This window comes from Saccharopolyspora gregorii, from assembly GCF_024734405.1.
Lineage (GTDB): Bacteria > Actinomycetota > Actinomycetes > Mycobacteriales > Pseudonocardiaceae > Saccharopolyspora_C > Saccharopolyspora_C gregorii.
In genome coordinates this window covers 2,358,467-2,373,059 of the sequence record NZ_CP059556.1, presented here as the reverse complement: position 1 = coordinate 2,373,059, position 14,593 = coordinate 2,358,467, and the positions used below count along the sequence as shown (strand labels likewise).

General features: G+C 69.6%; 11 protein-coding genes. All 11 read right to left on the bottom strand.

Features of this window, described 5'->3' with window-relative positions; genetic code table 11:
• Nucleotides 1-9 precede the first annotated feature (9 nt).
• From H1226_RS10200 to H1226_RS10150, 11 genes are read right to left on the bottom strand one after another with little or no spacing between them, the layout of a single operon-like run.
• Nucleotides 10-528: a phage baseplate assembly protein V gene (locus tag H1226_RS10200; RefSeq protein WP_258348686.1), complete on the bottom strand. Its 519-nt coding sequence runs from the start codon at nt 526-528 to the stop codon at nt 10-12.
• A 17-nt stretch (nt 529-545) separates the two neighbouring features.
• Nucleotides 546-1,685, bottom strand: coding sequence for a hypothetical protein (locus tag H1226_RS10195; RefSeq protein WP_258348685.1), 1,140 nt, complete (start codon nt 1,683-1,685; stop codon nt 546-548).
• On the bottom strand, nt 1,678-2,019 hold the full coding sequence (locus H1226_RS10190) for a LysM domain-containing protein (RefSeq protein ID WP_258348683.1): 342 nt from the start codon (nt 2,017-2,019) through the stop codon (nt 1,678-1,680). The genes H1226_RS10195 and H1226_RS10190 overlap by 8 nt, the downstream gene beginning before the upstream one ends.
• A 3-nt stretch (nt 2,020-2,022) precedes the next feature.
• Nucleotides 2,023-2,700, bottom strand: a complete 678-nt coding sequence (locus H1226_RS10185) for a hypothetical protein (RefSeq protein WP_258348681.1) — start codon at nt 2,698-2,700, stop codon at nt 2,023-2,025.
• Nucleotides 2,697-3,407 carry a hypothetical protein gene (locus tag H1226_RS10180; protein ID WP_258348680.1) on the bottom strand — a complete coding sequence of 237 codons (711 nt, stop codon included), beginning with the start codon at nt 3,405-3,407 and terminating at the stop codon, nt 2,697-2,699. The genes H1226_RS10185 and H1226_RS10180 overlap by 4 nt, the downstream gene beginning before the upstream one ends.
• A gap of 30 nt (nt 3,408-3,437) precedes the next feature.
• Nucleotides 3,438-9,998 carry an eCIS core domain-containing protein gene (locus H1226_RS10175; protein ID WP_258348677.1) on the bottom strand — a complete coding sequence of 2,187 codons (6,561 nt, stop codon included), beginning with the start codon at nt 9,996-9,998 and terminating at the stop codon, nt 3,438-3,440.
• Nucleotides 9,995-10,258 carry a hypothetical protein gene (locus tag H1226_RS10170; RefSeq protein ID WP_258348675.1) on the bottom strand — a complete coding sequence of 88 codons (264 nt, stop codon included), beginning with the start codon at nt 10,256-10,258 and terminating at the stop codon, nt 9,995-9,997. Before H1226_RS10170 ends, H1226_RS10175 begins: the two co-directional genes overlap by 4 nt.
• Complete coding sequence (locus tag H1226_RS10165) at nt 10,249-12,135, bottom strand: ATP-binding protein (protein ID WP_258348673.1); 1,887 nt, start codon at nt 12,133-12,135, stop codon at nt 10,249-10,251. Before H1226_RS10165 ends, H1226_RS10170 begins: the two co-directional genes overlap by 10 nt.
• Nucleotides 12,136-12,168: 33 nt before the next feature.
• A complete protein-coding gene (locus tag H1226_RS10160) occupies nt 12,169-13,173 on the bottom strand; it encodes a DUF4255 domain-containing protein (protein ID WP_258348670.1) in 1,005 nt (334 codons plus the stop codon).
• Nucleotides 13,170-13,832 (bottom strand): hypothetical protein, encoded by a 663-nt coding sequence (locus H1226_RS10155; protein ID WP_258348667.1) that lies wholly within the window; start codon nt 13,830-13,832, stop codon nt 13,170-13,172. Before H1226_RS10155 ends, H1226_RS10160 begins: the two co-directional genes overlap by 4 nt.
• Nucleotides 13,825-14,556 (bottom strand): T4 family baseplate hub assembly chaperone, encoded by a 732-nt coding sequence (locus H1226_RS10150; protein WP_258348666.1) that lies wholly within the window; start codon nt 14,554-14,556, stop codon nt 13,825-13,827. The genes H1226_RS10155 and H1226_RS10150 overlap by 8 nt, the downstream gene beginning before the upstream one ends.
• Between the last annotated feature and the right edge of the window lie 37 nt (nt 14,557-14,593).

The following is a 14,593-nucleotide window of genomic DNA, read 5'->3' as shown; positions in this document are numbered from 1 at the left end:
GACTTCCCCCTACTGCCTCTTGGGCACGATCAACCGGCCCTGGTTGATGTTCACTTCGTCGCCGACGAGTTCCACGGACGCGCCCTTGCCGTTGCCGACGGTCACGCCCTTCTCGTCGATCTGCACGTACGCCCCGCTCGCCGCGCGCAGCAGGATCCCTTCACCGCCGGGCACGTCGGACATGAGCAGCTTGTGGTCGCCGGGCGTCCGGATCACGACGGGCTGGCGTTCGCCGAGCGCGTCCGGCGGCAGCTCGGAACGGTCGCCGTACCAGCAGCCCGTCCAGATCGGGAAGCTCGGATCGCCCTGCTCGAACTCGACCCACACGCCGGCGCCCACCTGCGGCACCACGTACTGCCCGGCGCCGCGGCCGGTGAACGGCAGGCACGGCAGCGCCCAGGTGGAGGCCACGTCGCCGAGCACGTCCGGCACCTGCGCGGTGATCCGCCCGATCTGCAGCGGGTCGGCGTTGTCCACGACCCGGCCGCGGAACTTGCCGAGGAAGCGGTTATTCGATGCGTCGGCCATGCGGTTCCTTCCTCGGGCTAGGGGCGGACGGTGTCGCTGCGGGCCACGAGCCCTTCGCGGGAGAGCGTGAAGTTCTGCTGGTACGAACCGACCCGCAGGTTGTGCGTCACCGATTTCACGTAGTAGTCGCCGTCGTAGGTGACGCCCGCGCCCCGCACCCCGACGAGCTCGCGCGGCCGCAGCACGTACCCGTGCCGGTTCACGTCCAGCGAGCCGGATCCGGAGATCGCGTCGGCGGAGGTCGCCGCCCGCGCGAGCGCCTGCGCGCGGGCGCGTTCCGGATCCATCTTCGCCGTGCCGGACAGGGGTTTCCGCTTCAACGCCGGGGATTCGCGCCGCGCCAGCGGTGGCCGCAGCGGCCCGATGTCCGGATCCGGCAGCAGCGTCACCCGGCGGGTCGCCGGGTCCTGCACGCGCGCCTCGGGTTGCTCGCGGGCCGTGCCGTCGTAGGCGAACGTCAGTTGGTCCACTGTGGAGTGCGCGTCGCTGTTGACGGTGAGCGCGTGCTGCCGCTGCCCCAGCCGCTGCTCCGGGCCCCAGTAGGCGGTGGAGCGTCCCGGGCGCGGTCCGGGGTCCAGGTAGAACGTGTACCCGTTGGCGCGGGCCAAGTCGTTGACGTACTGCAGGTCGGTGCTCGACTGGTAGTCGACGCGCAGTTCCTCCCGCGGCGGCTGGTGCACCTGCTCGCGGATGATGCGGCTGTCGATGCCGTAGTCGGCGTACTTGCCCAGGATCCGCTCCACCCGCTGCGAGGGCGCCAGGTTCGGATACCGGTCGGTGCGCTCTTCGAGGTCCAGCAGCAAGGTGAGGTCTTCGCCGGTGACGGTGAGCGTGGACTGCCCCGGCTGGTTGCTGGCGCCGACCTCGTTGCGCACGATCAGCCCGTCGAGGATGACGCTCGGCGTCCCCTTGATGGCGAGCGCGAGGATCACCCGCGTCTTCGGGTCGAAGAAGCCCTCCGGGAGGAGGCGGTCGACGATCCGCCCCTTCTTGGTGAGGTCGAACGCCAGCTGGAAACCGCTGCGCTCGCCCGCGGTGCTGGTGATCTGCGCGGATAACAGCGCCTGCGCCACCTCGCCCGGCACGGGCCTGGTGAGCTTCGGGCCCATGTGCAGGCTCAAGTGCACCGGGCCGGAGCCGATCGGGACCTCAGACATCGAAACCCCCCGGGCTCGGCACGTCGATCGCCCGGCCCGGCTCCGCGGTCAGCTCCGCCGGGTCCAGCACCGGGTTCGCGTCCGCGATCCGCCACCACTGGCCCGGATCGCCGAAGTACCGCTGCCCCAGGTGATCCGGGCGTTCGCCGGCGTTCACCACGTGCTCGTCCGCGTGCTCCGGGAGCTTCGGCAGCAGCCGGCGCTTCGCGTACCGCACCTCGGTTCCGTCGGCCGTGCGGTGCACCCCGATCTCCACGTCGTGGTAGCGGCTCGTGCGCGGATACGGGTGCGCGCCCGGGATGTCGTCGAGTGCGGTCTCGTACGGTTCGATCACGGCCTACCTCCCCGCCCCTGCCCCGTTCAGGCCCAAGGAACCCAGCGAACCCAACGTTCCGACGCCCGCGAGCCGTTCCTTCTGCGCCAAGTGCGCCAGGTACAGCTCCGCGCCCCGGTGGCCCGGCGGCAGATCGCTCACCGTCAGCAGCTTCAAGCCGAGGCTCAAGCTCGCCCGGATCGGATTCAGGTTCACGTCGAACGCCGACTCGTTGATGGACATCTCGGTGAGCCGCACCGGGATCACCCGCTTGCCGCCCCAGGTGAACAGGGTCAGCGGCATCTCGATCGGGCTGATCTCGATGGTGCCGTTCTTCACCAGGCGGGTGGCCTCCCGGAGCTGCGCGGTCGTCGGCTGCACCAGCATTTCGAGGGCCGCCAGCTGCGGGTGGATGCCCTCCGGTGCCGCGATCTCCAGCTGGTCCGTCGCGTCGATCTCCGCCGTGAACTTCCACGACTCCTCCGCCGGGCCCTTCAGCCGCAGCGCCTCGTTCTTGTCCCCCGACCCGCTGCCACCACCGCCGGAATCACCTTCGCCTCCGGCTGATTGCGGCGACACCGAGCGTTCGAGCGTGTCGGGGTTGAACTGCAACACGATCACCCGCTGCGGGGTACCGCGCTCGGGGTCGACGAGCACGATGCCGGAGCGGATGGGCTTGGGGATGTCGGCGTAGCGGGTCATGTCCTGGCCTCCAGACGCGACTGCAGGTCACGGTATTCATAACCAGGGAACTCATTCGGAAATACCCTCAACATGGCATCAATATTTTGCACCACATCGCGACTAAGATTATTTATCGAAATGTCAGCAAAAAGATATTGCCACCCAAAAGACCCTTTAGTTAGCGCAAGCGACTTCATGTAACCACTATAGTCAATATTGAGCCTAATGAAGTCTCCACCGCCCACAGTAGTGCGACTCAAGTCTTTATCGAAGTACCATACCTCCAATGGAGACACGCCCTCCTGGATTCGGATAGCAGTAAGCAAACCTGCACCGGATCGCGGAGTATCGTCAATAACACGAAGCTGCTCAACAAAATCCTTTTCCGCTTCGGTAGATCCGCTCCATACTAATTCGGGAGGAGGTCGCAGCAACGCCCTGTAGAGATTTCGGACACGGAACTCGCCAAGCACCTCTGGATGTTTTCTTCTATATCGAGTCCGCCACTGAAGTCCAAGTTCGGAAACCTTCGGCGTCGCGGCATCCATGCGGTCATCGATAATTACGTTCCGCCATTCATCAAGATCATCAAACATACCAGGACGACCAGACTCCCCACCAGAAAACGAACCAATATCCTGAAAATCAACCTCAAAAACCTTCGACTCAACAACCTCATCAAATGCGGAATACAACGCAGACTCGATCGATGTATTGTTACCCACTGAACGACTCCTTCAATTACGGAATTCCAACTACGGCTTTTTGTCAAAGGTGAGATGTCCTGCAGCCGCCGCCTGGATCAACTTTTTGATGTGTTTATCCCACCCACGCCTGCGTCGCCGCTTGAGACGCCTGACGGTTTTAAGATCGGCTATCAGCACCGCCATTCCTGGAATATCTTCATTATGTACCTCAGCGACATCTTCAATGTCTTCCGCTATGCCCTTAGGTATATCCAGCATCGCCTGCAAGCGTGCTGCGGAATCATGGTTGACGAAAACTCGCGAGCCCGGACCAGGAGGTAGCTCCAGGCCGGAATCCTCATAGTAGTGCCTCGCCCGCCTTTCCTTTTCCCACTTGTTGTTCCGATAATCCGGGTAGTACGCTCCCCACTCCGCCCGAATCCTCGACGGGAAACCCATCGGCTTCCCCGAATGATAAGAAACCTTCACGTCATACCACGCATACTTGTCGCCTCCAGACCGAATCCAGTTTTCAGCATATTTCTCGACCTCATTCTTAAAATTCTGATTTACCGTAGTTCTAGCAGGAACAAGATTCCTGCCATCGGCCTTACCGCCAAGCAATCGAGTGAGAAGATGCTGACGAACCCAGTAGTTACTCTCGTCGCCATTCAGTCCGTACTTATTGATATGACGAAACCCGATCGGCTCATCTTTTCGTGCGGAGGTAGACGGCCTACCGCGTTTACTTGCCCAGCTCTCATTTATCCCCAGCGCAGTGAAATCGGAAGCGAGAACGTCGTTCTTCGGCGACGGAGCCGACGGCAGAGGGGCGGGCGGCCCCGGCTTACTATGATCTATTTTATTCTCGTATGTACTGAACCCAGAAATAACAGGGACCGCCGGGTTGAGGCGAGCAACAACCGAAAACTTGTCTCCGCCTTGCTTATAGAGCGCAGTCAGCCGGAATCGGCGCCGCAAGGAAACAAGCAACGCACGATGCGTACTAAAACTGATTCCAGGATCCAACTTATCTTTAAGGATCCTCCGCAATCTTGCAGAAATTAATGCGAGTCGCGCATCTTTTGACTCACTTGCATCCTCCCGCTCGGACCGGAGGTCTTTGTCCTCCTTACGCTTCGGCCGACCAGGACGGCCCCGATCCGGCCTCCGATTACCAGGACGGTCCCGATCCGGCTTCCTTCCGTTCGGGGTGTCGCCGTCCTTGGTCCTCTGCTTCTTGGGCTTGGTCGGGCCGTCCTTGTCGCCCTTGGGTCTATTCGGCTTGTCGTCAGACTTGCCCGAGTCCTTCTTGCCGTTCCGGTCGTGCGGCCGTCGCTGGTCGGCACCGGAAGCGTCGTCGTCCTTCTTCGCGCGGTTCTGGTCGTCGTCCTTCCTCGGGCGGCCCGAGTCCTCGTCCTGCTTCCGGTGGTCCGGCGTCGTGTCGTCCTTCTTGCGGTCGGGTGCCGGGTCCGGCTTGCGGGGCGGCGGTTGGACTTCGTCCTCGCGCTTGCGGTCCCGGTCCGCGTCCTGCCGCTTCTTAGTGTCGGGCGGCGACTTCTTGCCCGACTGGTCGCGATCGGGCTTGCGATCCCCGTCCTTCGGGCGGTCGCGGTTCGGCTTGGACTCGTCGTCCTTGGGCTTGTCCCTCTTCGGCGCGTCCTGCTGCCGATCGTCCTTGCGGGGCTTGACGTCGCCGGTTTTGTCGTCCTTCGGCTTGTCACCCGGCTTCTTCGGAGTTTCGGGATCGCGCTTCGATCGTTCGTCTGGCTTGTCACCGCGGCCGGGGCGCTGCGGGCCGGCGGTCGGCTTGCCGGGGCGGTCTTGGCCGTCGGCTTGGCCGGGACGCTGCTGGTGCTCCTGCTGGCCACCTTGGCTCGGGTGCTGGTCGCCGTGGTCCGGGGGTGGCTCGGCGCCGTCGTCCTTGGTCTTGTCCTTGTCCTTGCCGAGGTTCTTCGCGAGGGTCTTGAAGCGGTCTCCGACTTTGCTGACGTACTTGCCGATTCCGTCGAGGAGGAACTGGTAGGCGAGTTCCAGGAGGGCGACGACGCCGGCGGCTACGGCCTTGGCGAAGAGGACTCCGTTGCCGCCCTTGCCTACGGACTTGAGCCAGTCGAGGACGGCGCCGAACGCGAGGAGGATCTCGCCCAGAGCGCCGATCGCGGTGCGCAAGGCGTCGATGACGGCGGCGACCCAGCCGGCGCCGGGGATGAGCTTCGCGACCACCTTGGTGATGACGATCTCGCCGATGATGAACGGCAGCTGCGGGACTACGGCGTCCCAGGTCTCCTTGACGATCTCCTGGAGGGTGATGCCGCCCTTCTTCAACCGCTCGAAGATGGCCTTCGGCAGGCCGATGATCTCCTCGATCTTCTGGTTGAACCAGTCCTTGACCGCGCTCTTGACCTCGCGGAAGAAGTGGTTCTTCGCGCCGTCCTCCGCGGAGCTCTTCGCGCCGGAGAGCCAGCCGCCGGGGTCGGCGAGGAAGTCGACGGCGACCATCATGAACTCGCCGAAGCCCGCCAGGAGCTTCGAGGCGAAGTCCAGCACCGACTTGATGGCGTCCTTGACGGCCTGGAGCACGTCGGCGAGCGCCTTCTTCAGCACGTTGAGGATGTCGCTGAGCAGCTTCGAGATCGCTTCGAGCAGGTCGGTGATGAGCTGCTTGAGCTTCGCGGCGAGCTCCGTGACGAAGGCGATGGCGGCGGCCACCAGGTCTTCGATGAACTGCCGGATGCGCCGGGCGAGCTCGATGACCGCCTGCACCAGCGCGACGGCCAGTTCGATCAGCGCCTCGATCAGGTCCTCGACCAGCCCCACGATCTTGTCGCGGATGGTCTTGATGAGGTTCTCGACGTCGCGCTTGAAGTTCTCGATGAAATCGACGATGGCGTCGCGCGCGGCCTGCAGGATCGCCACGATCTTGTCGCGGAGTTCGATGAAGAACCTCTTGATCTCGTCGAAGGCCTTCTCCACCCAGTTCTTCGACTCCCGCGAGGTGTCGTCCCGCTTCGTCTTCGCCTCGGTCTTCGCGGTCTCCCGCTTGTTCTTGATGCCCTCGTCGTCGTCCTTCTTGCGCTCCTCGACCTTCTTGTCGGTGTCCTGCTCCTCCTTCTCCACGTCCTTGCGGGCCTGCTCGCGCTTCTCCGTCTTGCCGGTGCCGAGCTTGTCGAGCTCGGCGTCCTGGTCCGCGCGCCACTTCTCCCGCTCGCCGGAGACGTCGTCGAACGTCGATTCCCGCTTGCCGGTCTGCTGGTCGGTGTTGCGCTTCACCTCCGCGTCGACCTCGCGGTCGTGCTTCTGCCGGGAGGTGCGGGTGTCGCGCTCCTTCTGCTGCTTGCCGTCGGCCAGGCCTTGCTCGCCCTTGCCGAACGCTGACTTGAACTCCTTGCCGCGCTCGTGCTCGGCGACCTCCGAGGCCGCTTCCGGTGGTACTGCCCCGGTTCCCGCGTCGACCTTGCCGCCGCCCTTCCCGCCCTCGCGGCCGGGGACCTCGCCCTTCAGCTGCTCCTTCGGCGCGTCCGGGTAGACCTGGTCCTCGCCCATGCCGCGGCTCGCATCGTCGCGGGCGGTGTCGGCGGTCTGCTCGCCCTTCGTGGTGACCGCGTCGTCCTGCTCGCGGGACTTGTCCCCGGCGTCGCCCTGCATCTCCACCCCGGGGGCGGTGCCGGCCTTCGCCTGCTCCATCGCCTCGTCCTCGGTGGGCATCCCGGCGAACTGGGCGGCCAGGTCCTCCGGGGAGACGTCGAAGCCGACCTTCTCACCGAGCCAACCGATGACGTAGCCCGCGCCCATCAGGAACGTGTCCCAGCCGTCCGGTTCCTCCACCTCCTCGGCGGGGATCGGGCCCTCCGGCTTCTTCTCGCCCTTGACCTCGGCGTCCTTGCTCTCGGGGGCGTCGGACTTCGCGGCCTCGTCCTGGGAGTACTCGGCGGGGGCATCGGTGTCCGGGGCACCGCTCGCGGTCTGCGGAGCACCGGACGGGCGCTGCATCGACGGTGGATCGGCGGCGAGCTGCTGGTGCTCGTCGCCGACCGTGCGGTCCACGGCGCCGTCCACCCCGCCCATCGCCTGCAGCGCCACGTGCGGTTTCAGGCCGGACGCCGTGCGCAAGCCCGCTTCCGGGGACACCTGGGAGAGGTTCGGGGCCGCCTGCGCCTTCTTCTTCGCCTTCGCGCCGCCGCCCTTGGCCGCCTTCCCGCCGCCGCCGGAGCGCGGGGCGGCCGGAGCGGGTCCGGCCTTCGGCGCGGCGGGCGCCGGCTTGGCCTGTTCGGGTTCCGGAGCCGCCTGCTCGGTCTTCTGGGCGGCTGCGGAGGTCGGTTTCGCCGCTCTGGCCGTCGGTTCCGACGTGGGTTTCGGGGCCTCGCCGGTCGCCGCCGGAGCGGGGGCGGAGCTCTGCTTCGCGGACGCGGGCTCCTGCTCGGGCGGTTCGGCACCGGTGCTCGATTCGTTCGTCGGCTCGGTGCCGCCGGTGGTGTGCGAATCCCTCGCTGCAGAAGGTGATTCCGCATCGTCGGTGCTCTTCGCGCCCGCTGCGCCGCCGGAATCCTCGCCGCCGGCTGCGGACTTCTCGGACTCGGTGCCCCCGCCCTGCGCGTCCTGGTCCGGTTTCCCGCCCTTGCCCGGCTGCTCGCCGCCCTTCTCGGCCCCGCCCGCCGAATCCTTGCCGCCCGAATCCTTGCCGCCCTTGTCCGCGCCGTCCTTCTCCTCCTTCGCCGCGGATTCCTTGACGGCGCCGCCGGGTTCGTCCTTCGCACCCTCCGTCTTGCCCGGGGCCTCCTGGGCGAGGCGTTGCGCCTCAGCGGGGCCCGCTTCGGGATCCGCGCCCGCCTTCGGATCGGTGGGCTTCGCCGCCGCGCCGGGTTGCTTCTCGGCGGCCTTGTCCGCGGCGAGGGTCGCCAGGCCGGCTGCGTCCGGCGTGCCCTCGGTGGTGATCGACGGGTCCGGTTCGGCCTGCTCCTCCGGTTCTGCCTCCGCCGGTTCCGCTTCGGCCGCCTCGTCCTCGGTGTCCTCCGCGTCGCGTTCCGCCTGGACCTGCTCGGCCTTCGTCGGCGGTGGCGCGGGGAAGGACGGCATCGGCGGCGGTGCGGCGCCCGGTTCCAGCTTGTCCGCGGTCGGCACGCCGGAGACGTCCAGGTCCTGCTCGGGCAAGAAGTCCTCGGGGGCGAGCTTCACGTCCCAGGCGCTCTTCTCCTCGCCGCCGACCTCGACCTCCGAGTCGCCGCCGTGCGCCTCCGAGTCCGGTTCCTCCTCCGGGCCGAGCACGTCCTGGTTGCGGGCGCCGTCCAGGGAGTCGACGGCACCGGCGAGCTGGGTGTCCTTGCCCGCCTGCTCCGGGGAGGGATCGACGTCCTGCTGCCGGTCCTTCGGCTTCGCCGCGAGGGGGTCGATGGCGTCGGGGCGGTTCTTCGCCGCCGAGTCCTGCTCGGCGCTCTCCTCCTCGCCCGCCGCCTTCTCGTCCTGCTCGGCCTGCTCGTCCTCGCCCTTGTCCTCGGAGCCCTTCTCGTCAGAGGCTTCCTCGTCAGCGCCCTTCTCGTCAGCGGCCTGCTCGCCTTCCGGCTGCTGCTCGGCGCCCTGCTCCTCGGATTCCGCGGTGTCCGCGGCGGATTCCTCCGAGTCCTGCTCGGCAGCGGGCTCCGCCGACTCCTGCTCCCCCGCCGCCGCGTCCTGCTCCGGTGCCGCGGCCTCCGGCCCCGCGTTCTCCGGCGTCCCGCCGTCGGCCCCGCCGGGAACCTCCTGCTCCTTCTCCGGTCCGGTGGCTTCGGGCGGCTGCTGCTCGGATTCGCGCTGCCGGTCGGTCTCCTGCTGCTGCTCTTCGCGTTCGGCCAGCACCTCGGCGCTCGCGTCCGGTTCGACCGCCGGAGTCGCCATCGCGCCGGGTTCCAGGTCCGGGTCCGCCTCCACCTCGTCCAGGAGGTCCAGGACGCGTTCGTGCTCGGAGCTGAGCAGCCGCGACTCCAGCCGGTCCAGCACCACGTCGAGGACGTCCTCGGGGAGCCGCGCGAGCCGCTTCCGGGTGCGCTTGGACCGGTCCTCCGGATCACCGCGCAGCGAGCGCTGGATGCCGTTGGCGAGCCGGTCGATCATCGTCACCGGGTCCAGCTCCTCGGCGCGGCGGCGGTCGGCGTCCACGGTCGCGTAGCGCAACCAGCCGGGCGTGGCCTGCCCGGGGCGCACTCCGGCGGGATCCGAAGTGGACTCGGCTTCGCGTTCGATCGCCTGCTGCGGCAGGCTCACCGCCCCCAGCTCGCGGCCCGCGCGCAGGGCGCCGAGCCCGTGCGGGTTCTGCACGGTGTGCAGGAGTTCGTGCGCGAGCAGCCGGGTGCCCTCGGCCGTGCCGGGCCGGAACTTCCCGGGCGCGAACAGCACGTCCTGGCCCACCGCCACCGCATCCGCGCCGAGGTCCTGCGCGAGCTCGCCGGAATCGCGGTCGGTGTGCAGGCGGACGCGGCTGAAGTCGTGGCCGAGCGATTCCTCCAGCTCGCGACGGGTGCTCTCGTCGAGGGGCTGGCCGGCGCCGCTGACGATCTCCTTCGGCTCCGGGGCCCGGTCCGCGGTGCGGTTCTTCCGCTTGCGGCGCCGGGAATCCTGCGTCGAACGGGACTGCCGGGCCGGGACGGGTGCGCTCATCCGGGCCGCCCCCTGCCGCTGAGACCGGCGTGCACCGACCGCGCCAGCGCCTCGCCCAACCGGGCCGGTGAAGTGGTCGCGGGCAGCGGCGGCAGGTCCGCGATGCCGTCCACCTGGCGCGGACCCCACGCGGCGAGCGGCACGCCGCGCTGCTCCACCAGCCGGGTCAGCTCCGCCTGAAACGCGACCGCGACCCGGTCCGGGTCGACGCCGTCGAACCCGTCCAGCACCAGCTCGCCGATGTGCACGTTCACACCCATCCCCGCACCTCCGAGGGCGTCAGGGACCGCTCCAGCTTGCGGTACTCGGTGTGCGCGGCAGCGAGCATGTGCCGCATCTGCACCGGTTCGCCGTCCTCGGCGGCGAGGAACGCGCCGGACAGCGCGATGTTGCGGATCGAACCGCCCGCCACCGTCAGCTGCGCCAGCAGCTCCGGGTCGAGGTCCTTCACCGGTGCCTGCTCCGGCACCACGCGCCGCCAGATCTCGGCGCGCTCCGCCTCACCGGGGAACGGGAAGTCCACCACGAAGCGAATGCGGCGCAGGAAGGCCGAGTCCAGTGCCTTCTTCATGTTCGTGGTGAGGATCGCCAGGCCCCGGTATGCCTCCATCCGCATCAGCAGGTAGCTGACCTCCAGGTTCGCGTAGCGGTCGTGGCTGTCCTTGACCTCGCTGCGCTTGCCGAACAGCGCGTCCGCCTCGTCGAACAGCAGCAGCGCACCGCCGCGCTCGGCCGCGTCGAAGACCTTGCGCAGGTTCTTCTCCGTCTCGCCGATGTACTTGCTGACCACCTGCGACAGGTCGATGACGAACAGGTCCAGGCCCAGTTCGCGGGCCATCACCTCGGCGGTGAGCGTCTTGCCGGTGCCGGAACCGCCCGCGAACAGCGCCGTCACGCCCAAGCCGCGGCGCAGCGTCGCGGAGAAACCCCAGTCGTGGTGCACGGTGGCGCGCTGCCGCACGTGCGCGACGACCTCGCGCAACACCCGCAGCTGCCGCTCCGGCAGCACCAGATCGCCCCAGCCCGCCGCCGGTTCGATGCGCCTGCCCAGCTCGTCCAGCCCCATCCGGGCCTGCTCCAGGCCGGCCCGCCACGCCGCCTGCGCCAGGTCGCCGTCCGCGGTCCCCCGCACGGTCGCGGCCGCGGAGACCACCACGTGCGGCGGCAGCGAGAACTGGGCGACCAGGTCGCCGACGTCCGAGTCGGCGAGCTCGCCGAACGCGCCGCGCCACAGCTCGAACTGCTCGGCGTCGTCCAGCCCGGGCACCGTGATCCGCGCACCGCGGGCGCGGGAGCTCGGGCGCGGTTCGACGCTGCCGATCACCAGCGGCACGGCCGCCGACTCCACGAACGCCTCCGCCGCCGCCAGCTGCTCCCGGGTCTGCTCGTCCACCTCCAGCAGCAGCGCGGCGGGCAGCAGCACCGCCTCCCGCTGCCACAGCCGGGCCAGCAGGTCCCGCTCCGCCGGATCGTCCGGCACGTCCGCCGCGGACAGCGCGTACAGGCCCAGGTCGCAGGCGTCCGCGGCGGCGGCCGCCAGGTCCGCGCGGGTGCGCGCGTCGCCGCCGACCAGCTCCACGCGCAACGCGGTCTCCGCGTCGCCGTCCGCCCAGCTCGACGCGATCCGCTCCGCGGCGTCCCGGTAGGAGGCGGGTAGCCGCCCCGGCTCCGGGACGCGGCGCAGCAGGCCGTGCAGCCGCGCATCGAGGTACGGGGAGCCGAGCAGGAAGTGCAGCACCCGCTCGTCGATCCGCAACCGGCCGGTGGTCAACCCGGCCTGCTCGTCCAGCTCCACCAGCCGCCAGCGGCGCAGCGGCGACACCGGCGTCAGCGCGCTCCAGTGCGGCTCGCTCAACGCGGCCAGCGCGAGGGAGAACGTGGGGTGCGCGCGGGCCGAGCCGCTCGCCGCCGCGCACCGGCCCGCCGTGCCCGCGTCCAGCTCCATCGCCGCGCACAGCAGCAGCACCTCGCGTTCGAAGGTGCTCAGGCCGAAGCAGCCGGCCAGCGCCTCCAGCTCGGGCACCGGCGGGACGGCGTGTTCGGCGATCTCGCCACCGGCGTGCGCTTCGAGCGCGGCCAGCACCGCGCGCACCGCGGCCGCCAGCGCCGAGTCCGCCGCGGCGCGTTCCTCGGTCATCCCGCGTCCCCTCTCCGCTCGTCGCGCACCGGATCAGCCCTGACCATCACGATCGCCGTCCGAAGTGGACTGTTCGCTGGATCCCGGCTCGACGGAAGGGGAAGTGCGGGTTTCGCGCGTCGAGCTCGTGCGGCCGCGCTTCGCTCCGGTGGTGCTGCTGGTGCTCTTCGCTCCGGTGGTGCCGCTCGTGCGCTTGGTCGCGGTGGTGCCGCCCGTGCGCTTCGCGGTGCCGGACCGCTTCGACGTGGTGGTGCGCCGCTTCGGCTTCGCCGCGCCGGGTTCCGACGCCTGCTCCGGCGCGGCTGCTCGCTCGGTCCCGGACGCCCGCTCGGTCCCGGACGCCCGCTCCGGCTCCGGCCCGGTCGCCTCCGGCGGCTCGGCCGACTCCTCGCCGCCGGCGGATTCCGCCGCTCCACCACGGGTGTCCGCAGGCTCGAACGGCCGCGCCGTCGGCACGACCTGCCGCACCGGTTTCGGCGGCACCGGCTCCTCGCGGCCCTCGATCAGCACCAGCGAACCCTGGTAGGTCGTGGACAGCGCGTACGGCGTCTGGTGCAGCATCCCCCACAACTTCGAGGTCTCGTCGGTGTCCATCTGGATCGGCGAGAACCGCACCCGCTGCGCCGACTCCGCCAGGTCGCTGCCCGCCAGGTACGGCCGCGAGGCCGCCTCCACCAGCAGTTCGCGGGGCAGCACCGGGATCTCCTGCAGGGTTCGCACCACGCAGCCGATCAACCGCTGCCCCACCAGCTCGGTCTCCTCGCCGTAGGCGCTGATCAGGTAGTGCAGGTCCAGCGCCGCCGTGGGCCGGGCCAGCAGCCCGCCGCCGGAGGCGCGGCTGGGCAGGTCGGTGTTGCGCATCGACGGGTTCGGCGCCACCTGGTACAGGAACACCGTGATCGTCGGCTCGGTCGGCGGCTCGGCCGGTGGCTTGCGGGTCTCCACCGACACCGCGAAGTCGATCTCGGGCCGCAGGTTGCTCTCGATCAGCAGCGCGAGGGCCTGCGTGACCGTGGCGATGGCCAGTGCGTTGCTCATGAACCCGCCCGCTCGTCGAGGTAGTCGGCCAGGTTCACCGCAGGCGCGCGGCGGCCCGCGCGCTGCCGTTCCGGCGGGCGCTGCGGTGCGGCGGCGCTGACCTGGAGGCGCCCGATCTCCACCCGCACGGCCGGTTCCGCGGATGCGGGCGTCCGGCGGCGGGACGCGGGCGCGGTGCGCGGTGCCGCAGCAGCGGCGGCGATCCGGGTGCGCGGGGATTCGGCCGGGGCCGGGGTGGCGGCCACCGGGCGCAGCGAGCCACCACGCTCCCGCACGGGTTCGGGCTCGCCCGGCGCGTTCTCCCGGGCCGGGCGTTGCGGTTCGGGCGCCGGGGTGACGTCCGCCGGCGGCACCAGCCTCGCCACCGGTTCGGCCTCGTCCCGCCGCGGTGCGGCTTCCGGTCGCGGTGGCGGTTCGGCGGCCGGGGATTCGGTGCGCACCACGGTGATCCGGTCGGTGCGGTGCACCTCCCGCTCCACCCGCCGCACCTCGCGCTCCCGCAGCACCGGAGCCGGAACCCGCGCCGCTACGGGAGATTCGGCCTCCGGTGCCGCGTCCGGCAGCGAGTCCACCCGCTCGAACGGCCCCGGCAGCCGGGGGCGCAGCCGCACCGCCGCCGGATCGTGCCGGGCGGCCAGCCGGTCGAAGAAATCAGGCATCAGCGCACAACTCCAGGTAGTAGCGCCGCCGAAGCGGACTGAGCGCCAGGATCTGCGGTTCGCTCCACCCGTAGGCGGCGGCGAGCAGGTGCACGTCCAGCAGCACGTCCCGGGACCACGAATCCAGTTCCGCCCACAGGAATTCGGCCACGTCGAGCACCGTCGGCGTACCGCCCCCGCAGTGCGGGCAGTGCACGGTCACCGCCAGGTCCGCCGCCGGATCGGCCTGCTCGGCGAGCTCCGCCATCCGCCGCCGCACCCGCTCCGGCAGGTCTGCCGGTTCGACCGGTTCGCCGTCGTGTTCGGCGGAGAGCGTGCAGCGGGCCAGCAACCACGCGCCGCGCTGCTCGGCCGGTGCGGTGGCCGCCGCGTCCAGGTCGGCGGCCGTCGGCAACCGGAACTCGACCTCGATCCCGTCGTCGACGACCCGCAGCGGATCACCGGTGGGCCGCGGGTGGTCGGCGAGGCCGCGCGCGTCCAGGTCGAACTCGACGACCTCGCCGCACGCGGCGCACTCCAGCAGCACCTGCATCCGCTCGCCGAACAGCGCCCGGCGCAGCACCAGCAGGTCCGCCACCCGCGCCCCGAGCGGTTCCGCGTCGAGGTGCGCCACCGACGCCTCCGGCCGCGCCGCGCGATGCAGCACTTCCGCCCGCCCGGCCGCGCGCCGCGCCAACCCCGCTTCCCAGGCGGCCAGCAGCTCCGCCGGTCCCGTCACCACCACCCGGTACTCCTCCCGCCGAACCGTCGTCCGCAGTGCA